Consider the following 20,294-nt stretch of genomic DNA (forward strand, 5'->3'; position numbering starts at 1 on the left):
ACGGCAAGCACCGGTGTCAGCCGACCCAGGCGATCACCGCCGAAACGGTGAAAATGCTCAACGCGGTGGAAATCAGGATCGTCGCCGACACCCGGTGCGGCGCGACGCCGTAATGCTGCGCCAGGATATAGACGTTCCCGGCCACCGGCAGCGCCGCGGCGGCGATCATCACGCCCGCCGCGTAACGCTCCACCCCGAACAGGAGCAACGCCGCCCCGGCCACCGCCAGCGGGTGCAGCACCAGCTTGCAGAAGGACAGCCAACCCGCCGTGGTCAGCCGCTCGGCCGATTTCGAGGCCAGCGAGGCGCCGATGGCGAACAGCGCCCCGGGTGTCGCCGCCGCGCCCAGGATCGACACGAATTCGTTCAGCGGGTCCGGGATCGGGATTTCCAGCGCCGCCCAGCTCAGTCCGATGGCGATCGACACGATCATCGGGTTTTTCAGCAATCCCAGCCCGACGGTGCGCAGGACACCCAACGACACCCGCCCGTCGCGCGACCCGGTGATCAGGATCACGATCAGGCTGCCGAACACGATCAGGTCCACCGCCAGAACCAGCATGACCGGCCCGATCGCCTGTGGCCCCAACAGCAGCACCAGCATCGGCACACCGAGAAACCCCACATTGCCGATCACCGCGCATTGCGCCTCGACTGCCGCCTCCTCCACCCCGCGCCCGCGGATGAGCGTGACGGCGGTCGCCAGCAGGTAAATCGCCGCCGTTCCGCTGAGATAGGCCAGAATGAATTTCGCATCGTAAATTTCGGCCAAGGACAGGTTGGCCGAAAACCGGAACAGCATCGCGGACAGCGCGAAGTAGAACACGAACCGGGTCAGCCAGGCGGTGGCGTCCTCGGGGAAGAACCGCGTCCGCCCGGCGCCATAGCCCAGCCCGATGATCAGGAAGAAGGGCAACGTCTTGAGAAAGATTTCAACCATGCAGCCTGCCTAGCACGGCCGCGCGCCGGGTCAATCCTTTTGCGCCTGCGGCGGGCGGGGCAAGGGGGCTGTCCGCCCCCTCTTGGCCATACGGCCAATTCACCCCCGAGGATATTTTCGAAAAGAAGAAGAAACCAAGCGTTAACGTTAATGCGCTAGGCATATCTCGCGGTACAGGCGGGGACGCCGATGACCGTAAAAGGAGAAGCCCCCTGTGTCCCGTTTCCAGCGCAGGGGGTGATTCCGTGACTTCTTCTTTTTGCAAATATCCCGGGGGAGTCGCGGCTTGCCGCGACGGGGGCAGCGCCCCCTAACCCGATCCGATCAGGACGCCCGCCGCAAACACCAGCACCCCGCCCAGCACCACCTGCAAGGTGGCACGGAAAAACGGCGTATCCATGTATTTGTTCTGGATCCAGGCGATCGCCCAAAGTTCGATGAACACCACGATGAAGGCGGTCACGGTCGCGGTCCAGAAATCCGGGATCAGATAGGGCAGCGCGTGGCCCAAGCCCCCCACCATCGTCATGATGCCCGAGGCGAAGCCGCGCTTGATCGGCGACCCCCGACCCGACAATTCGCCGTCATCCGAGGCCGCCTCGGTGAAGCCCATGGAAATCCCCGCCCCGACCGAGGCCGCCAATCCGACCAGGAAGGTAGTCCAGGTGTCTTGGGTGGCAAAGGCGGTGGCGAAAATCGGCGCCAGCGTCGATACCGATCCGTCCATCAGCCCAGCCAGGCCCGGCTGCACCCAGGTCAGAACGAATTGACGATGCGCCGCTCGGTCTTCCTCTCCGCGGGTATCTTCGTCGAGCAAATCCTCTGCCAAGCCCTCGGCGTGATGCGCATGGCCCGCCTCGGCCGCCGCCAGGTCGCCCAGCAATTTGCGCGTCGCGGCATCGGTGCTGCGCTTGGCCGCCGCCAGGTAGAAATGTTCGGCATCGCGTTCCATCGCCTCGGCCTCTTCCCGGATCCGGTCGAGGCCCAGGTTTTCGACCAGCCACACCGGGCGGCGCGCGTAATAACCCGCCACGTGTTCGCGGCGGATCAGCGGGATGACCGAACCGAAGCGGTTCTCATGCATCGAGATCAGTCGCTGGCGATGGTCGTCTTCTTCAGCCGCCATTTCTTCGAACAGTTTCGCGGAATCGGGAAAGTCGGAGCGCAACCGTTCGGCATAGCTGCGGTAGATGCGGGCGTCGTCCTCTTCCGAAGATATCGCCAGGGCCAAAACTTCCTGTTCGCTCAGATCCTTGAAATGTCTCCGCTGAATGGAAAAGCGCATGGTTACCCCTCTTTAGAATAATTCTAAGTTATCCGGTTGCGCCACGGGCTGCAAGACGCGCCTTGATGAAACTGAACCGATCAGTTTATAGTCGCCCTCCAAGCAAAGGACGCCCATGAGCACCGCCACCAAAGCCGTCATTCGCACCGGACGCAAGTTCGAACAGGTCCTGCAGGGGGCGCGGCAGGTATTCATGACCGACGGATACGAAGGCGCCAGCGTCGATGACATCGCCAAGGCGGCAGGCGTGTCGAAGGCGACGCTTTACAGCTATTTCCCCGACAAGCGCCTGCTGTTCATGGAAGTGGCGCGCAGCGAATGCGACCGGCAGGCGTACGAGACCGCGGAACCGACCGATTTCAATGCCCCGCCGCGTGACATCCTGCGCCTGCTCGGGCGCAAGACGCTGGAAATCATCACCTCGGAATTTTCGCAGCGGATTTTCCGGATCTGTGTCGGCGAATCCGAACGCTTCCCCGAGCTTGGCCGCGAATTCTACCAGACCGGCCCGCTGGAGGGGCGGCGGCGGCTGAGCGAATACCTGCGTCGCAGCTGCGCCCGCGGCGAGTTGCAAATCGAGGATTTCGACCTCGCCGCAGACCAGTTCATCGAATTGTGCAGGGTCGATATATTCCCGCGCGTGATCCTCGGCGTCGACACCGAGTTCTCGCAGGCGGAAATCGACCGGGTCGTGGACGGCGCGGTCGACATGTTCATGGCCCGCTACGGCACCTGAGCCCGGTCAGTCGATCCGGCGCACAAGGTACTGGTTGGTGTCGTCGCGTTTCATTTCGAACCGTTTCAGCCCCGCCAGAAGGTCACTCAGCTTCTTCTTGCCGTAGCTTCGGGTATCGAATTCGGGATTGGCCTGGGTGATGAACTGACCGATCAGGCCCAGCGAATACCATTCGTCGTCTTGGTTGATCGCGTCCATCGCCCGGATCACCAGCCGGGCGGGATCCTCCGCACGCACCTCGTCGCCGGAGGCTGTTTCTCCGGCGGCTTTTTCCCCTTTCGAACCCGCGTTGGATTTCGCCGGCGCCGATTGTTCGACAAGGTTCTCGACATAGATGAAGCGCTTGCACGCCTTGACGAAGGCGGCAGGCGTCTTGCGCATGCCCATGCCGAACACGTCCAGTCCCTGTTCGCGGATCCGGCTGGCCAGGCGGGTGAAATCGCTGTCCGAGGAAATCAGCACGAAACCGTCGAAACGGCCCGAATGCAGGATGTCCATCGCGTCGATCACCAGCGCGATGTCGCTGGCGTTCTTGCCGGTGGTGTTGGCGAATTGCTGATGCGGGACGATTGCCAGCGCCGCCAGCTTGTCCTTGGACCATCCCTGCGGCGCACCACCCGAAAAATCACCATAGATGCGGCGAATGCTCGCCTCGCCCAGCGAAGCGATCTCTTCGAAGATCGGCTCGGCATATTTGGCAGAGACGTTGTCGGCGTCGATCAGGACGGCGAGAAGGGGCGTACGGTTCGGCATGAATGCTCTTTCTTTCTTGGGGCGCGCCCGCTTTGGGCGCACCCGGGGAGGCTTTCGCTTAGATACCTCAAAGATGGGGGCGCGGAGGGGATTAGTAAACCACCACCGAGCGGATCGATTCACCCGCATGCATCAGATCGAAGCCCTTGTTAATATCTTCCAGGCTCAACGTGTGGGTGATCATCGGATCGATTTCGATCTTGCCGTCCATGTACCAGTCGACGATCTTGGGCACGTCGGTGCGCCCGCGCGCGCCGCCAAAGGCGGTGCCGCGCCAGCTGCGCCCGGTGACCAGCTGGAATGGGCGGGTGCTGATTTCCGCACCGGCCGGCGCCACGCCGATGATGATCGATTCGCCCCAACCCTTGTGCGCCGCTTCCAGCGCGGTGCGCATCACGCCGACATTGCCGGTGGCGTCAAAGGTGTAATCGGCCCCGCCGCCGGTCAGTTCGACCAGATGCGCCACCAGGTCGCCCTCGACGTCGTTGGGGTTGACGAAATCGGTCATGCCGAAGCGCTTCGCCATTTCCACCTTGGCCGGGTTCAGGTCGACGCCGACGATCTGGTCAGCCCCTGACAACCGCAGGCCCTGGATGACGTTCAACCCGATACCGCCCAGGCCGAACACGATCGACCGGTTGCCGATCTCTGCCTTGGCGGTGTTGATCACTGCGCCGATGCCGGTGGTCACGCCGCAGCCGATATAGCAGATCTTGTCGAACGGTGCGTCGGGGCGCACCTTGGCCAGCGCGATTTCCGGCAGCACGGTGTGGTTCGAAAAGGTCGAACAGCCCATGTAGTGCAGGATCGGCGTGCCATCGAGCATCGAGAAACGCGATGTCCCGTCCGGCATCAGCCCCTGGCCCTGCGTGGTGCGGATCGACTGGCACAGGTTGGTTTTCGGGTTCAGGCAGTATTCGCATTCACGGCATTCCGGGGTGTAGAGCGGAATCACGTGATCGCCCGGTTTCAGGCTGGTGACGCCGGGGCCCACTTCCAGAACGACACCGGCGCCTTCATGCCCCAAGATCGCCGGGAACAATCCTTCGGGATCGGCGCCCGACAGGGTGAATTCATCGGTATGGCAGATGCCGGTAGCCTTGATTTCGACCAGAACCTCGCCCGCTTTCGGACCTTCGAGGTTCACTTCCATCACTTCAAGGGGCTTGCCGGCTTGCAAAGCCACGGCTGCTGTGGTGCGCATCTCGCGTCCTCCAATGTTTGCTGACGGGACACTGCCCCAGATGGGACAGGCGATCAATAAATGCGTCTTCGATGGGAACCATCGAAATTTTCGATGGTTCTATGGGGCACGTTCGGATTAGTCCATCCGGTAGCTCTTGTGGCAACCGCCACAGGTTGCGCCCAACGCGCCAAGGCCGGCCTGCACACCTTCCAGTGACCCGGTTTCCATGCCCGAGGCGGCCCGCACCAGGTCATCGGCCTTGGCAGAAAAGTCATCCCAGTTTTCCCAGATCTCCGGCAATGCTTCGCTCTTGGGGTCGTTTGCGGGGGCTTCGAATGCGTCGGCAATCTGCGCCGCCGATGCCTGCAACGCCGCCGTGGCGGCCGCGGCCCGGTCGGGATCGAACGCCATCTTGCCCTTGGCCATGCCGCCGATGACGCCGGTTGCGTTCTTGATCTCCTCCATCAACGCCATCCGGGCCTTCACGGTGGGGTTGCTGACACCACCATGGGCCAGCGCGGTGCCGGCCAGCGCCAGGGTCATCGTCAGTGTAACGGCTGCGTATTTCATCCTGCTCTCCTATCTGTTCGCGCACAGGGTAGAGCTTTCGCCCGGCAAGAAAAGGCCCGATCCCGGCACCCGGCGAAACTTTTCCGACCAGTCCCCGCGCCTACAGCGCCTTCAGCCCGCCGATGGCGAAATCCGCCGCCAGTTCGGCGTATTCTTCCCGGCTCAGCCCCTTGCCGGGACGGTGCCACATGTAGAACCAGTTCAGCACCGCGAAAACGCTCATCGTAGCGGCGCGCAGCCGGTCGGGGTTGTCCGCCAGTCGCGGCGCCTGGTCCAGCACAGCCTCGGACATGATGTCGACCAAGCGCCTTTGCGCCGCGATAAGCGGCCGTTGCTTGTCCTCGGGGAGCACGCCCAGAGCGTCGAGCTGCAGCTTATGCTCTGCATCGGCGTCGGCATAGGCTTCGAGAATGACCCGGATCAGCCCGCGCATCCCCTCGCTCCGCGCCGCTTCGACAACGTCTGCCAGTTCGGTCAGATGCTCGTCGAGGATATCGTAAAGCAGGTCTTCCTTCGACGCCCAGTAATGATAGATCAGCGCCTTCGACACGCCGCAGGATTTCGCCGCCCCGGTCATAGAGGCGCGGTCGAACCCATGCGTGGCGAAATAGGCGGCGGCGCCTTTGCGCAGCGCCGCCCGTTTTTCATCGTGATCGCGTGCCAGTCCGCGCGCCATTCAGCTCTCCTTGGGGCGGTTGTCGATGATCCGCACAGCCTTGCCTTCGCTGCGCGCCACGTTGCCCGGCTCGGCCACGTTGACCTTGATCGAAATGCCCACGTTGGACTTCACCTTGCCCTTCAGGTCCTTGGCCGCGGTTTCGATGATATCGACCGAGGCACCATCGGACAGTTCCACATGGACGGTCATTTCGTCCATCCGGTCGGGGCGTGCAAGTTCGATCTGGAAATGCGGCGCCAGGCCTTCGACGGTCATCAGCTGCTCCTCGATCTGGGTCGGGAACACGTTAACGCCGCGCAGGATGATCATGTCGTCGCTGCGGCCGGTGACCTTTTCCATCCGCCGCATGCTGCGCGCGGTGCCGGGCAGAAGCCGGGTCAGGTCGCGGGTGCGGTAGCGGATGATCGGGAAGGCTTCCTTGGTCAGCGAGGTAAAAACCAATTCGCCCAGTTCGCCATCGGGCAGGACCTCGCCGGTTTCGGGATCGATCACTTCGGGATAGAAGTGGTCTTCCCAGATATGCAGCCCGTCCTTGGTTTCGACGCATTCGTTGGCGACGCCGGGCCCGATCACTTCCGACAGGCCATAGATGTCGACCGCGTGCATGTCGAAGGCTTCCTCGATCTCCAGACGCATCGCATTGGTCCACGGCTCGGCGCCGAAAATGCCCACCTTCAGCGGGCTTTTGCGCGGGTCGAGCCCCTGCTTGGCGTATTCATCAAGGATCGACAGCGCGTAGGACGGCGTCACGGTGATGCCGTCGGCGCCGAAATCCTCGATCACCCGCACCTGCCGCTGGGTCATGCCGCCCGACACCGGAACCACGGTCAGGCCCATCTTTTCGGCGCCGCCATGAATGCCCAAGCCCCCGGTGAACAGACCGTAGCCATACGCGTTGTGCAAAACGTCGCCCGGACGCAGGCCCGCGGCGCGCAACGACCGCGCCACCACGCCGCCCCACATGTCCAGGTCGTTCTTGGTATACCCCACGACGGTCGGCTGACCGGTCGTACCCGATGATGCATGAAGCCGCGAAATCTGCTGACGCGGCACCGCGAACATGCCGAAGGGATAGTTGTCGCGCAGGTCCTGCTTCACCGTGAAGGGGAATTTCGACAGGTCAGACAGTGATTTCAGATCGTCGGGATGCACCCCGGCCTTGTCGAAGCTTTCCTTGTAGAACGGTACGTTGTCATAGGCGTGCTTGAGCGACCACTTCATCCGCTGCAGCTGCAGCGACGCGATCTCGTCCCGCGACGCGGTTTCGATATGTTCCAGATCCCCCGGCTTGGGTGACAGGTCTTCCATGTGAATTCCTCCCGAAATGCCCCGGTTGTGCGTGCGGGGCGGGCGTTGTCAGTCTTCCTCGAAATGCTGGCCGGAGATCTGCCGCGACAGCCCCCGGAACAGCGCAACCTTGCGGCCGTCCTCGCCCGTGACCACCACGTCATAGACACCCGACCGGCCCTGCAGCGACACCTCGGTCGCTGTGGCGGTCAGCAATTCGCCGGCCTTGCCGGGGCTGATGAAGGTGATGGTGTTTTCCTGCGCCACCACGATCTTGTTGTAGCTGTTGCAGGCAAAGGCAAAGGCACTGTCGGCCAGAGTGAAGATATAGCCGCCGTGGCAAATGTGATGGCCGTTCAGGTGCTCGTCGCGCACCCGCATGGTCATCACCGCTTCCCCCGGGGCGATCCGGGTGATTTCCATCCCCAGGGCCTGGGTCGCCTGATCGGTCGACCACATCTGTTCGGCACTGCGTTCGGCGCGGCGTTGCGGCGTCATGATGTCCTCCTCGATACCCGGTAATCCTGACATATAACCGACCGGTCGGTCAATAGTGTTGAAATCCTCTTCGCTTTGACGCAGGATGCACGCCAATCGGAGGAACGAACATGCTGAAACCAGAAAGCTACGCCGCCGGACGCTGGATCGCGCCGGGCGAAACCGCCACCACCGTCATCGGCCCGGTCAGCGGCGAACCGATCGCCGTCGCGGGCGGGGCCGCGATCGACATGCAGGAAATGCTGGATTACGCCCGCGATACCGGCGGCCCGGCCCTGCGCGCGATGACCTTTCATGAACGCGCCAAGATGCTCAAGGCGCTGGCGGCCTATCTCGACGGCCGCAAGGAAGAACTCTACGCCCTCAACCCGCTGACCGGCGCGACCCGCCGCGACGGCGCCATCGATATCGACGGCGGCATCGGCACGATGTTCGTCTTTGCCTCCAAGGGGCGGCGCGAAATGCCCGACGGCCATGTCTATATCGACGGCGACGTCGAACAGCTGTCGCGCAAGGGCACCTTCCTCGGGCAGCATATCGCGGTGCCGCTGCAGGGCGTCGCGGTGCATATCAACGCCTTCAACTTCCCGGTCTGGGGTATGCTGGAAAAGCTCGCCCCGACGCTGCTGGCGGGGGTTCCCGCCATCGTCAAACCGGCGACCCAGACCTCCTACCTGACCGAGGCCTGCTTCCGCATGATGATCGAATCGGGCCTGCTGCCCGACGGCGCGGCACAGCTGATCGTGGGGCGCACCGGCGACCTTCTGGACCGGCTGGGCGCGCAGGACGTGGTCAGCTTCACCGGCTCGGCCGACACCGCGAACATGCTGCGCTCGAACCCGAATCTGCTGCGCAATTCGACCCGGTTCCTGGCCGAACAGGACAGCCTGAACGCGGCGATTCTCGGCCCCGACGCCGCCCCGGACAGCCCCGAATTCGCCCGCTTCATCAAGGAAGCGACCACCGAAGTCACCGCCAAGGCGGGCCAGAAATGTACCGCCATGCGCCGCCTGATCGTTCCGGCGGAACAGCTGGACAACGTGGCCAAGGCGTTGTCGGAAAAGCTCGGCAACACCGTGCTGGGTGATCCCGCGGCCAAGGAAACCCGCATGGGCGCGCTGGCCTCTCTGGATCAGAAGGCCGACGTACTGAACCGGCTTGAAACGCTCGCGGCGGAAACCCGGCTGATTTGCGGCGGCCCCGATGCGCTGTCCGACAATCTGAGCACCGGCGCCTATCTGCCGCCGACCCTGCTGGCCTGCGACGATCCCGACAGCGCCACCGCGGTGCACGAAGTCGAAGCCTTCGGCCCGGTGACGACGCTGATGCCCTATCGCGACCTGCCCCATGCCGCCCAGCTTGCCAATCGCGGCGGCGGTTCTCTGGTCAGCTCGCTGTTCACCAACGATCCCGGCGTCGCGCGCGACGTGACGCTCGCCAGCGCCGCGTGGCATGGCCGGATCTACATCGTGGGCCGCGCCTCGGCGGATGAGGCGACCGGCCACGGATCACCCCTGCCGCACATGGTGCATGGCGGCCCCGGCCGCGCCGGTGGCGGCGAGGAACTGGGCGGTGTGCGCGGCGTTCTGCACTACATGCAGCGCACCGCGATCCAGGGCAGCCCCGACATGATCAGCGCGATCACCGGGACGTGGATCAAGGGATCGGCGGAAACCACCGGCCCGCAGCATCCGTTCCAGCGCGCCTTCAACGAAATCGCGATCGGCGAAACCATCCATACCGATCCGCGTACGGTGACGCTCGACGATATCGAACATTTCGCCCATTTCACTGGCGACACCTTCTATGCCCACATGGACGAAGAGGCGGCCAAGGCGAACCCGTTCTTCCCCGGCCGGGTGGCGCATGGCTACCTGCTGCTCAGCTTCGCCGCCGGTCTGTTCGTGCAGCCCGATCCGGGTCCGGTTCTGGCCAATACCGGCCTGAACGGTCTGAGCTTCCAGAAACCGGTCAGCCCCGGCGACGCCATCAAGGTGCGGCTGACCTGCAAGCGCAAGACCAAGCGCACCGACACCTATGGCGAGGTCGCCTGGAACGTCACCCTGACCAATCAGGACGACGAACAGGTCGCCGAATACGAACTGCTGACCATGGTCAGCTACGACCGCTGAGGCCCGCAAGCGGGCCGCGGGCCGGGCCGTTCAGGCCCGGCCCGCCTTCAAGACACTTGATTTGCGCCCGCTTTGGCGCGATTCTGTTTGTATGACCATGCAAACCCCCACGCCCTTCCCCCGGCAGGGCATTCCCGAACAGGTCGCCTTCGACCGCAAGGAACTGGGCGTGATCCTCGGCCTTTACGGCCGCATGGTCGCCGCCGGCGAATGGCGCGATTACGGCATTTCCTACCTGCGCGACATGGCCGTGTTCTCGATCTTCCGCCGCACCGCCGAAAACCCGCTTTACCGCATCGAAAAACGCCCCAAGCTGCGCAACAGGCAGGGCCAGTATTCGGTCGTCGGCATGGACGGGCAGGTGCTGAAACGCGGTCAGGACCTGAAAGCGGTTCTCAGGGTGCTGGAACGCAAGCTGATCCGCGCGGTGGAATAATCCCGGCAGGATACCGGCGAAACCGGAACGGCGCCGGGCTGGACCTTCAGCCCTCGCCCTGTTTGCCCTTCGCCCGTGGCAACCGCCGATGCGCCGTCACCGGGCCGTCGCCCTGCGCCGCGATCCGCTTGATCGCCGCTTCCATGTCTTCGTGGGTCACCGTCATCGTGAAGGCATTGGCGTGCAGGATCCGCCCGCGCCCGGCGACCAGCGCCACGTGCCCCTTCCAGAACAGAAGATCGCCGCGCCGAGGCTTGGTCCCTTCGGGCAGCAGCCGGCCCAGCCCGGCTTCCTGCTGATCGCTATCACCGGGACAATCCAGCCCGCAGGCCTGGCAGGCCGCCTGTACCAGCCCGGAACAATCGATGCCCCAGATGCTGTTACCGCCCCACAGGTAGGGCGCGCCAAGATAGCGCTCGGCTTCCGCCACCACGTCACTGGCAAAACTGTCGACCGGCCGGACATGCTGCAACGGCATGTACCCCTCGGCCAGCACCAGGAACCCGTCCTCTTCGCCGGTGGCGCGCAACCTCGACCCCAGGCTCAGCGCCATCCGTTCGGGCGATTTGAAATTGGGCGCGGAATAGACATGGGTCGAGCGCGCGGTGACCTTGTGGGTGGTCGGGCGCCGATCCTCCAGATCCTGCGCCCGTAGATACCCGACATAGCCGTCGCGTTCGCATTGCACGAAGGCCCAGCCGTCGCGCGATTCGAACCTCTGCACCGCCTCGCCCATCACCAGTTGCCGCTCGCGCCGGCCCAGCGGCGCGTTCAGCAGATCGACAACGGGCCGCGCCACCAGGCGCCTTTCGCCCTCGGTATAAAACGGCGCGTCGACCTTCCCCCGCAGCGATACTGCGGCAACCCGTGCATTCGCCGGGATCAGACGTCGGTCCATCGGTTACAGCCCCAATACGCCCGGCAAGGCTTCCAGCAGCGCCCGCGCGCCCATGCCGACCCCGCCCTTGGGCCGTGCCGGAGCGGCCTTCGGCTGCCAGCCATAGATGTCGAAATGGGTGTAGCGGGTATCGTCACCGGCAAACCGGCGCAGGAACAGCGCCGCGGTGATCGCGCCGCCGAACCCGCCCTTGGGCGCGTTGTCCAGATCGGCAATTCCCGGCTCGATATCGTCCTCGTAGGGGTCCCAGAACGGCAAACGCCAAACCGGATCGGCCACCTTGGCCCCGGCACCGTCCAGCGCCGCGGCGATGGCATCGTCATCGGTGAAATAGGGCGCGATGTCCGGGCCTATCGCCACCCGCGCCGCGCCGGTCAGCGTCGCCATCGACAGCATCAGGTCGGGATCGCCCTCGGCGCCATAAGCCAGCGCATCGGCCAGCACCAGCCGCCCCTCGGCGTCGGTATTGTTGATTTCCACCGTCAGCCCCTTGCGCGAGGTCAGGATATCCTGCGGCCGGAAGGAATTGCCCGACACGGCGTTTTCCACCGCCGGGATCAGCGCCTGCAGCCGGATCGGCAGGCCCAGTGCCATGATCATGTGCGCCAGCCCCAGAACCGTGGCCGCGCCGCCCATGTCCTTCTTCATCAATCCCATGCTGGCGCCCGGTTTCAGGTTCAGGCCACCGGTGTCGAAACATACGCCCTTGCCCACCAGCGTCAGCTTCGGACCGCTGTCGCCCCAGTTCATCTCGATCAGCCGCGGGGCCTTGTCGCTGGCCCGGCCCACCGCGTGGATCATCGGGAAATTCCGCTCCAGCAGGTCATCGCCAAGGATCACCGCGAATGTCGCCCCGTGTTCCGCCGCCAGCTGCGCCGCTGCCGCTTCCAGCGCTTCCGGCCCCATGTCGCAGGCGGGCGTGTTGATCAGGTCGCGGGTCAGGCACTCGCCCGCGGCGATGATTTCCAGCCGCGCCGCATCGACGCCGGCGGGCGGCAGCAGATGCACCTCCGCCCCGCCATTGCCAGCGTAGCGGTTGAACACATAGGACGACAGCAGCCATCCCAGAGCTTCCTCCTCGACCCTGTCCTCGGGCAGGCCGGAAACGATTTCATAGGCCCCGTCCGGCAGCGACGGCACCGCGGCGGCAAGGTGGAAGCGGCCGCGCTTGCGCTGCACTTCGGTGCCATAGCCGATCAGCACCGCCTCAGGCATGCCCTCGGCGCCGGGGATCAGCAGGGCCTTGCCGATCGCGGGCTTGAAACCGCTGCCATGAACCCAGGTCTGGATCCGGGCCGGTTGCCGGTCGAGCCAGTCTTGCAACGCATGTTTGTCGACGACATGAACTGGAATCGCGGCTTCGCTGGATTGGGCAAATCGGGGCGTCATCGGATCGGGCCTTTCTGTCTGATTTCCAGCCCAGCCTACGCCAACCACCGCAGCCTGCAAGGGGATCAGACCGAAAGATCCTGCAAATCCCACAGCGCCGACATCGACTGTTCCCCGATACGCAGGAGACGCGCCAGCGTCGCCGCCAGCGCCACCGTGTCATCACGGTCAAGACAATCGACGACATTGCGCGCCGCATCGGCCAGCGACATCATCCCGATCTGTTCTGAAATGACGATCTGCGACCGCAGGTTCCGGCGCATTTCCCGCCGCTGCCCGACCTGGTACAGCCGCTGACACGCGCTCATCCGCAACGCCAATGCCTCGACCGCGCGTGAAATGATATCTTCCGCCGAGGTATCGCCGAACTGACCGTATAGATGGGACAGTCGGTCGCGGCTCATCCGCACGCCTTCTTCCGGGGTAAGGGGAATGATCTGCTTTGCGCTGGTATTGTCGGACATGGAACCCTCCTGCCCGCCCAGATTAGGCGGCGATAGGTTCTCAAAAGGTTGAGGCCGGCAATGTTTTCCCTCGAAAACTGCTCAAATCCGCGCTAATGACCGCTGTCGAAGCGACATAAACGCAAGGACGATGACATGCAGAATGCCAAACCCCTGCCCAGCTATCTGGTCCAGCGCTATCAGGGCTGGAAGGCCACCTCCTACAAGGAAAACCAAAGCTGGTACCGCCGTCTGGCGGACGAAGGGCAACGGCCGCGCGCGATGGTCATTTCCTGCTGCGATTCGCGGGTCCACGTGACCTCGATCTTCGGCGCCGACCAGGGCGAGTTCTTCATCCACCGCAACATCGCGAACCTGGTACCGCCCTACGAACCCGACGGCGATCACCACGGCACGTCGGCAGCGGTCGAATACGCGGTCACCGCGCTGAAGGTCGCCCATATCGTGGTGATGGGCCATTCCAGCTGCGGTGGCGTGCAGGGCTGCCATGACATGTGTTCCGGCAAGGCGCCCGAGCTGGAGGAAAAATCGTCCTTCGTGGGCCGCTGGATGGACATCCTGCGCCCCGGCTACGAGAAGGTGAAGGACATCGCCGACGAAGGCGAACGCAAACGCGCGCTGGAAAAACAGGCGATCCTGACCTCGCTGGAAAACCTGATGAGCTTCCCCTTCGTGAAGGACGCGGTCGAAAACGGCCAGTTGTCGCTGCACGGGGTATGGAACGATATCGGCGAAGGCAGCCTGGAACATTACCTGCCCGAAGAGGGCGTGTTCAAAGCCGTCTGAAGCGCCCCGTCTTTCCGGCGCAACGCCGGCCGCGTCACCGGCCCTGTCACGGGCCGGGACGAAGCCCGCGATCCTAGCGCAGAACCTTGTCCTGCGGCCACTGTATCCTGTGGCTCAACTCGATCTGCCGCGTCGCGCCCGGCGCGATGTCGAAATCCCAGGCCAGCACGCCCTTCTTGTCATCGACATCGGTGACGCTCGGCGTCGGCCGCGCCTGCCAGGTGATCGTCAGGTCGTCCTGTTCGGAATAGGGCACCCGGTCCAGCACCTGCAGCGGCCATGCCCGCCCGGTCAGGTTTTCCACCTCGATCCGCGCGACCTCGGTTTCCTCGTTGGATTTGCTCAGGATGCCGGTATCGCCCTCATTGCGGGTCACCGCGCGGCTGACCTGCAGCCCGTCGATCGCGCCGAAGGGCAGCACCGTTTCGGCTCCCGCCGCCACCTGCCCGGTCGCCAGGGACCCGACATATTCGCCTTCCAGGAACAGTTGCGTCGCCTGTGTCGGCAACAGCAATTCGCCCGATCCGTTGGTGAATTCCGCCGTCAGGAAGGCGGTCCGGTCCCACAGCGGCGCGGCGACCGCCTTGATCGTCGGATCGAATGTCAGCTCGCCCAGCGCGATCCGCACCGCGTCGGCTTCGGACGCGACCGAAACCGGCTTGGGATAGGCATAGTTGAAAATCAGCCCGTGGTAGGATTGCACCCGCGCCTCCTCGACCATCACCGAGGGCGCCGCCATCGGCGCCTCGGCCCCGGCCATGTCCATCGAGCGCTTCAGCAGCGGTTGAAACTCGTCCTCGATCCGGCGCCGCCAGGGGTGAACCTCGCTCGGCTCGAACTGGCCGCTCGGTTCGCTTGTCGACAGGGTCAGCGCCACGCCCTGCCAGTTTTCGCCCGACCCCTGCCAGACCATCGCGCCGCGATCCAGCCGCAGACCGGGCTTGTCACCCAGAGTCAGGAAGGCGTCATTGACCGCCGACCAACCCGCGACAGGGGTGAAATAGGTCACCGTCAGCACCCCGTCGGCAGCCGCCTCGGCACTGACCGACACTTCGACGAGGTTGTATTCGCCGCCGCCCGTTTGCAGCGCCGCCAGCGCCTGCCGCGCGCGTTCCAGCGCCTTTTTCAGATCGGCGATGTCGCGGTCGACATCCCGCGCCTTGGCCTCGGCCTCCAGCACCGCCTGCCGCGCGGCCAGCGTTTCCTCGCCCACCATCCGCGCAATGTCGCGCAACGTGTCCGCCGACACGCCATCCAGCGCATCGCCCTGCCCCAGCTGTTTCAGGAACCCGATCCGCGTATCCGCCGCTTCCCTTGCCAGCCGCAGCGCCGCCGCCTCGTCCTGCTTGGTGCGCAGCGCATCCTCGGCCCGCTCGACCTCGGCCCGCGCGGCCTTGATCGCGTCGCTGTCCTGTTCGCCGCGCGGCGGCACGAAATCTTCGCGTACCGTCACGCTGCCCATCCGAGCGCCCTCGACCTTGGCCCGGACCATATCCAGCATCGCGGTTTCCGGCAGGTCCAGAACCCGCAACTGATGATCGCCCGCGGGCAGGGAATACTCGGCCACCCGGGTGATCTTGGCCCCCTCGGGATAGACGGTGACATCCGTGATCCGGCTGTCCAGCCGTATCACGTCGGCCAATCCGGCCACCGGGGTCAGGGCGACTGCGGGGAAGAAACAAATTGCGGCAAAATGACGGTGCATGAATTCACTCCGTTGGAAGGTCTTTGGCCAACATTTCGCCGAATGGCTGCAAAAGACAAGAAGGCGCCCGATGGGCGCCCTCCGTGAAGTCAGCTATGGGCGGAAATCAGCCCTTCTTCAGGACCTCGCGGCCCAGCAGTTCTGCGATCTGCACCGCGTTCAGCGCCGCGCCCTTGCGCAGGTTGTCGCTCACGCACCACAGGTTCAGACCGTTGTCGATGGTCGAATCCTGACGGATCCGGCTGATGAAGGTGGCGAAATCGCCGACGCATTCGACCGGCGTCACGTAGCCGCCGTCTTCGCGCTTGTCGATCACCATGATGCCGGGCGCCTCGCGCAGGATGTCGCGCGCCTCGTCTTCATCGAGAAAGTCCTCGAACTCGATATTGATCGCTTCCGAATGGCCGACGAAGACCGGAACCCGCACGCAGGTCGCGGTCAGCTTGATCGCCGGATCGACGATCTTCTTGGTCTCGGCCACCATCTTCCATTCTTCCTTGGTCGAACCATCGTCCAAGAAGACGTCGATATGCGGAATCACGTTGAAGGCGATCTGCTTGGGATACACCGACGGCTCGACTTCCTGACCCGGCACATACATGCCCTTGGTCTGGTTCCACAGCTCGTCGATCGCGTCCTTGCCGGAACCGGAAACCGACTGGTAGGTCGACACCACGACCCGCTTGATCTTGGCGCGGTCGTGCAGCGGCTTCAGCGCCACCACCATCTGCGCGGTCGAACAGTTCGGGTTGGCGATGATATTCTTCTTCGAATATCCGTGAATCGCCTGCGGGTTCACTTCCGGCACGATCAGCGGCACGTCGGCATCATAGCGATACAGCGACGAGTTATCGATCACCACGCAACCGGCAGCAGCCGCCTTCGGCGCATACTGCTTGGTCGCGGTGGACCCCACGGCGAACAGCGCCATGTCCCAACCGGTGAAATCGAAAGTGTCGAGATCCTTGGTAGTGAGTGTCGTGTCGCCAAAGCTAACTTCTGTGCCAAGAGATTTGCGGCTTGCCAGCGCGACAATCTCATCGACGGGGAACTGGCGCTCGGCCAGGATGTTCAGCATTTCGCGGCCCACGTTGCCCGTGGCACCGACTACAGCGACTTTATAGCCCATTTGGGGTCGTCTCCTTTCGTTAAGACGCCGTGCACATACAGGACCCCCCCAAGGAAATAAAGGGGATTCGCGTCAATCGGTGCGATCGCGGCAAAACAGGTAGGGTAACAAACCCGCGATCAGGAGAACCGCGAAGAACCCGAACAGCATCCGATACGGGTCCGCCGCCGCGCCGCCGCCCGCCACCGTCGCCGCATGCAGCCGCCCGGTGATCACCTGGAATATCCCGACGCCGCCGATCGCGAACAGGTTCAGCAGCGTCACCCCGCGCCCGACAAGGTGGTCGGGAACGAAGCTGCGGCCATGCGCGATGATCATCGGGAAGCTGGCGCCGAAAAACCCGACAGCGGCGCAGAAGGCCACCGACAGCCACGGATGCGCCGCCGGCAACGCCCAAAGCGCCACCAGGGCAACCGCCACCGCGGCATTGCCGCCGAAGATCACCCATTTGCGTGTCCCCAGCAGCCGGTCCATCGGCCCATAGGCGAAGGTGCCCAGGATCATCGCCACCCCCATCACCAGCGTGACGTTGCCGATCGCCGTTGTGTCGAAGGCGAAAACATCGGCCATGTAGGGCCCGATCCACAGCCCGCGCAGACCTGCCGCCGGGGCATACTGCACCAATGCCAGAGGGAAGATCAGCCACAGCGCCGGCATCTTCAGCAGGTCCAGAACCGACCCGCGCGTTTCATGCACCACCTTTTCGGGATCCTTCACCGTGACCAGCAGCCCGAAAGCCACCAGCGCGCTGACCGCCGCCAGCCCGAACAGGGTTTCGCGCCATCCGAACGTCTCGGCCGCCATCGCCATCGGCAACGCGCCCATCAGGTTGCCAAGACTGCCGACGCCCAGCAACACCGCTGCCAGCGTCGCGAAGATCGCCGCCGGGTAAACCCGCGCGAAGATATAGTAGCTGGCCATCAGCACCGGCGAACAGCCGATGCCGATCAGTACCATCGCCACCGAGATGTGCAGCGGCGTCGTGGCTAGGCCGAACAAAGCCGCCCCGCCGGCGCCGCCCAGCAGCAGCAACACGCCCGCGGTGCGGCGCGGCCCGATCCGGTCCAACGCCTCGCCCACCGGGATCTGCATCAGCGCGAAGGCCAGGAACCACAGGCCCGACGCGTTGGCCAGGTCTTCGGCGCTGGCGCCGACATCCGTTTTCAATGCCTCGGTCAGAACCGCCAGGAACGACCTGTAAAACTGGCTCAACACGTAAGCCGCGCACAGCAGCGCCAATCCGATCCGCATTTCAGCTCCCTCCCTTGACCGGGCCACCTACGGCGAAAACGCCCCTCCCGGCAAGCCGGAAAACCATCCGTTTCCGCATGGTGGAATCAGATGCAGCGCCCGCCATCGACCTCCATCGCGACGCCGGTCACCATCGCGGCCTCGTCGGAACACAGGAAACAGGCGGCGTTGCCCATGTCCTCGGGGGTGGAAAACCGGCCCAGCGGAATGGTGGACAGGAATTTCGCCCGCATTTCCGGCGTATCCTCCCCCATGAAGCTGGCCAGCAGCGGCGTTTCCCCCGCCACCGGGCAGATCGCGTTGACCCGAATGCCCTCGGGCGCCAGTTCCACCGCCATCGTCTTGGTCGCGGTGATCATCCACCCCTTCGACGCGTTGTACCAGTTCAGCTTGGGCCGCGGACTGATTCCGGCGGTCGAGGCGACGTTCAGGATCGCGCCCTTGCCGGCCTGCTTCATCGCCGGCACCAGATGGCGCGCGGTCAGATAGACGGATTTGCAGTTCACCGCCCAAACCCGGTCGAAATCCTCTTCGCTCACCTCCTCCATCGCGGCGGGCAGATGCGTGATCCCGGCATTGTTGACGAGGATATCGGGGACGCCGAAGTCTTCAGGCACCGACCCCGCCATGGCGGCGACGCTGGCATCGTTGGAAACGTCCACGTGGCAGGCGATGCCGCCGATTTCTTCGGCCACCCCGCGGGCCAGCGCGATATTCAGGTCCGCAACCATCACCCGCGCGCCCTCGGCGGCGAATTTCCGCGCGATCCCAGCACCGAAGCCCGACGCGCCCCCGGTGACGATGGCGGTTTTGCCTTCAAGTCTCATCCGTTTTCCTCCCTGTATGTCCCAGCCGCCCAGTCGGCCATCAATTCCTGCACGATACTCTGCCGTTTGAAAACGAATTCCGGCGCCGCCGTGGCCTTGCCCCGTCGATGGAAGGCGCCGTGATCACCCGCACCAGCTCGTGCAGGCCGCGATCGACCTTGACCGGCACCCCCCTTTCGCTTCTGCCATGCATTGCGCGTGCCTCGCCTGTTTCACAACACCAATGCGCCGCCACCCGACGGCCTTGCCCCGGGGTCGCGGCTTGCAAATCGCGCGAAAACCATGTTCCAGTCCCGTTACTGTTCCAATACCGTAGGATCACGGTGAAACATGAACGACCTTGACCAGATAGCTTTCGAAAACGCGCCGATGGGACTGGCGCTGACCGAACACCGGGTGATCCGGTCGTGCAACGACACGTTTGCACAGATGTTCGGCTATGAAAAATCGCAGCTTCTGGGGCAAAGTTTCCGGGTACTGTACGGCACCGAACAGGAATTCCACCAGATCCGCGATATCGGGCTGGAACCGCTGAAAAAGGACCTGCCCTACAGCGATGAAAGGCTGATCGAAACGGCGACCGGCGATCATGTCTGGTGCCGCTTCCGCGCCCGCACCCTGACCCCCGAGGACCCGCTGGCGCGCATCGTGCTCAGCTTCACGCTGATCGACAACACCCCCGCCGGGCCCAGCCTGACCCCGCGCGAACGCGAGGTGCTGACCTGGCTGTCGCGCGGCCGCACCAGCAAGGAAATCGCGCAGGTTCTGAACCTGTCGCCGCGCACCATCGAGGATGTGCGCGCCCGGCTGTTGCGCAAGTTCAAGGTCAAGAACGTGGCGGTGCTTCTGGCCCGCCTGTCGGGCTTCAGCGCGGGCGGACCGACCTAGGCCGGCGCGCGCCTTCGCATCCCCGGAACCCGCATGACAAAAGCGCCAGCCCGGCAGTGCGGACTGGCGCTTGGATTACAGCGTCACGCATGTGCGCTTGAAGCGGGTCAGCCCTTCACCGCATCGCGGATCGCCCGCATGTTTTCGCCATAGGGCGCGGGATTGTCCACCGAACCACCCTTGAACACCGCCGATCCGGCGACCAGGACGTCGGCCCCGGCTTCCACCACCAAGGGCGCGGTTTCCGGCGTCACGCCGCCGTCGATCTCGATATGAATCGGCCGGTCGCCGATCATGGCGCGCAGCTTCTTCACCTTCTCGACCTGGCTGTGGATGAACTTCTGCCCGCCGAAGCCGGGATTCACCGTCATCACGCAAACCAGGTCGACCATGTCGAGCAGGTAATCGATATCCTCGACCCCGGTGCCCGGGTTCAGCGCCAGACCCGCCTTGCA

The 20,294-nt window shown here is 64.2% G+C and carries 21 protein-coding genes; 5 read left to right on the forward strand and 16 right to left on the reverse strand.

Annotation, left to right across the window (positions count from 1 at the left end; genetic code table 11):
• Positions 1-16: 16 nt before the first annotated feature.
• A complete protein-coding gene (locus tag IT775_RS14980) occupies positions 17-940 on the reverse strand; it encodes an AEC family transporter (protein ID WP_212701926.1) in 924 nt (307 codons plus the stop codon).
• A gap of 310 nt (positions 941-1,250) precedes the next feature.
• Complete coding sequence (gene mbfA, locus IT775_RS14985; RefSeq protein ID WP_212701927.1) at positions 1,251-2,225, reverse strand: iron exporter MbfA; 975 nt, start codon at positions 2,223-2,225, stop codon at positions 1,251-1,253.
• Between the two features lie 115 nt (positions 2,226-2,340).
• On the opposite strand from mbfA, the gene IT775_RS14990 reads away from it, so the two are divergent.
• Positions 2,341-2,961: a TetR/AcrR family transcriptional regulator gene (locus tag IT775_RS14990; protein ID WP_212701928.1), complete on the forward strand. Its 621-nt coding sequence runs from the start codon at positions 2,341-2,343 to the stop codon at positions 2,959-2,961.
• Between the two features lie 6 nt (positions 2,962-2,967).
• Here IT775_RS14990 and IT775_RS14995 read toward each other — a convergent pair whose 3' ends face one another.
• The 6 genes from IT775_RS14995 to paaI all read right to left on the reverse strand — a co-directional run bounded on the left by IT775_RS14995 (position 2,968) and on the right by paaI (position 7,934).
• Positions 2,968-3,714 carry an NYN domain-containing protein gene (locus tag IT775_RS14995; protein ID WP_212701929.1) on the reverse strand — a complete coding sequence of 249 codons (747 nt, stop codon included), beginning with the start codon at positions 3,712-3,714 and terminating at the stop codon, positions 2,968-2,970.
• 91 nt (positions 3,715-3,805) lie between these two features.
• Positions 3,806-4,918, reverse strand: coding sequence for an S-(hydroxymethyl)glutathione dehydrogenase/class III alcohol dehydrogenase (locus IT775_RS15000; RefSeq protein ID WP_212701930.1), 1,113 nt, complete (start codon positions 4,916-4,918; stop codon positions 3,806-3,808).
• A 117-nt stretch (positions 4,919-5,035) separates the two neighbouring features.
• Positions 5,036-5,470, reverse strand: a complete 435-nt coding sequence (locus IT775_RS15005; RefSeq protein ID WP_212701931.1) for a c-type cytochrome — start codon at positions 5,468-5,470, stop codon at positions 5,036-5,038.
• A gap of 100 nt (positions 5,471-5,570) precedes the next feature.
• Positions 5,571-6,146: a TetR/AcrR family transcriptional regulator gene (locus IT775_RS15010; RefSeq protein ID WP_212701932.1), complete on the reverse strand. Its 576-nt coding sequence runs from the start codon at positions 6,144-6,146 to the stop codon at positions 5,571-5,573.
• Positions 6,147-7,457, reverse strand: coding sequence for a phenylacetate--CoA ligase PaaK (gene paaK / locus IT775_RS15015; protein ID WP_212701933.1), 1,311 nt, complete (start codon positions 7,455-7,457; stop codon positions 6,147-6,149).
• A gap of 48 nt (positions 7,458-7,505) precedes the next feature.
• A complete protein-coding gene (gene paaI / locus IT775_RS15020; RefSeq protein ID WP_212701934.1) occupies positions 7,506-7,934 on the reverse strand; it encodes a hydroxyphenylacetyl-CoA thioesterase PaaI in 429 nt (142 codons plus the stop codon).
• A gap of 110 nt (positions 7,935-8,044) precedes the next feature.
• Here paaI and paaZ point away from each other — a divergent pair, with 110 nt between their 5' ends.
• Together paaZ and IT775_RS15030 are read left to right on the forward strand one after the other, a co-directional pair.
• Positions 8,045-10,066, forward strand: a complete 2,022-nt coding sequence (gene paaZ / locus IT775_RS15025) for a phenylacetic acid degradation bifunctional protein PaaZ (protein WP_212701935.1) — start codon at positions 8,045-8,047, stop codon at positions 10,064-10,066.
• Positions 10,067-10,157: 91 nt separating this feature from the next.
• Entirely contained in the window at positions 10,158-10,502 is a 345-nt protein-coding gene (locus tag IT775_RS15030; protein ID WP_212701936.1) for a DUF2794 domain-containing protein, read from the forward strand.
• 46 nt (positions 10,503-10,548) lie between these two features.
• Here IT775_RS15030 and IT775_RS15035 read toward each other — a convergent pair whose 3' ends face one another.
• The 3 genes from IT775_RS15035 to IT775_RS15045 form a co-directional block, all read right to left on the reverse strand.
• Complete coding sequence (locus IT775_RS15035; protein ID WP_212701937.1) at positions 10,549-11,400, reverse strand: C40 family peptidase; 852 nt, start codon at positions 11,398-11,400, stop codon at positions 10,549-10,551.
• 3 nt (positions 11,401-11,403) lie between these two features.
• Positions 11,404-12,789 carry a leucyl aminopeptidase family protein gene (locus IT775_RS15040; RefSeq protein ID WP_212701938.1) on the reverse strand — a complete coding sequence of 462 codons (1,386 nt, stop codon included), beginning with the start codon at positions 12,787-12,789 and terminating at the stop codon, positions 11,404-11,406.
• Positions 12,790-12,854: 65 nt separating this feature from the next.
• Entirely contained in the window at positions 12,855-13,253 is a 399-nt protein-coding gene (locus IT775_RS15045) for a hypothetical protein (protein ID WP_246525619.1), read from the reverse strand.
• Positions 13,254-13,388: 135 nt separating this feature from the next.
• Between IT775_RS15045 and IT775_RS15050 the strand changes: the two genes are divergently transcribed.
• The gene (locus IT775_RS15050; protein ID WP_212701939.1) at positions 13,389-14,039 is read left to right on the forward strand and encodes a carbonic anhydrase; all 651 of its coding nucleotides are present in this window, start codon (positions 13,389-13,391) and stop codon (positions 14,037-14,039) included.
• 73 nt (positions 14,040-14,112) lie between these two features.
• Here the strand turns inward: IT775_RS15050 and IT775_RS15055 are convergent, their stop codons facing one another.
• The 4 genes from IT775_RS15055 to IT775_RS15070 form a co-directional block, all read right to left on the reverse strand.
• A complete protein-coding gene (locus IT775_RS15055; protein ID WP_212701940.1) occupies positions 14,113-15,744 on the reverse strand; it encodes a DUF4139 domain-containing protein in 1,632 nt (543 codons plus the stop codon).
• 106 nt (positions 15,745-15,850) lie between these two features.
• On the reverse strand, positions 15,851-16,873 hold the full coding sequence (locus IT775_RS15060; RefSeq protein ID WP_212701941.1) for an aspartate-semialdehyde dehydrogenase: 1,023 nt from the start codon (positions 16,871-16,873) through the stop codon (positions 15,851-15,853).
• Positions 16,874-16,945: 72 nt separating this feature from the next.
• Positions 16,946-18,124, reverse strand: a complete 1,179-nt coding sequence (locus IT775_RS15065; protein WP_212701942.1) for an MFS transporter — start codon at positions 18,122-18,124, stop codon at positions 16,946-16,948.
• Between the two features lie 86 nt (positions 18,125-18,210).
• Positions 18,211-18,951 carry an SDR family oxidoreductase gene (locus IT775_RS15070; protein WP_212701944.1) on the reverse strand — a complete coding sequence of 247 codons (741 nt, stop codon included), beginning with the start codon at positions 18,949-18,951 and terminating at the stop codon, positions 18,211-18,213.
• A gap of 330 nt (positions 18,952-19,281) precedes the next feature.
• Here IT775_RS15070 and IT775_RS15075 point away from each other — a divergent pair, with 330 nt between their 5' ends.
• Complete coding sequence (locus IT775_RS15075) at positions 19,282-19,839, forward strand: PAS and helix-turn-helix domain-containing protein (protein WP_212701946.1); 558 nt, start codon at positions 19,282-19,284, stop codon at positions 19,837-19,839.
• 107 nt (positions 19,840-19,946) lie between these two features.
• On the opposite strand, the gene IT775_RS15080 is transcribed toward IT775_RS15075, so the two are convergent.
• The coding region (locus IT775_RS15080; protein ID WP_425519558.1) for a ribulose-phosphate 3-epimerase at positions 19,947-20,294 on the reverse strand (348 nt) is incomplete at its 5' end.

It is taken from the genome of Thalassovita aquimarina (assembly GCF_018219815.1).
GTDB lineage: Bacteria > Pseudomonadota > Alphaproteobacteria > Rhodobacterales > Rhodobacteraceae > Thalassobius > Thalassobius aquimarinus.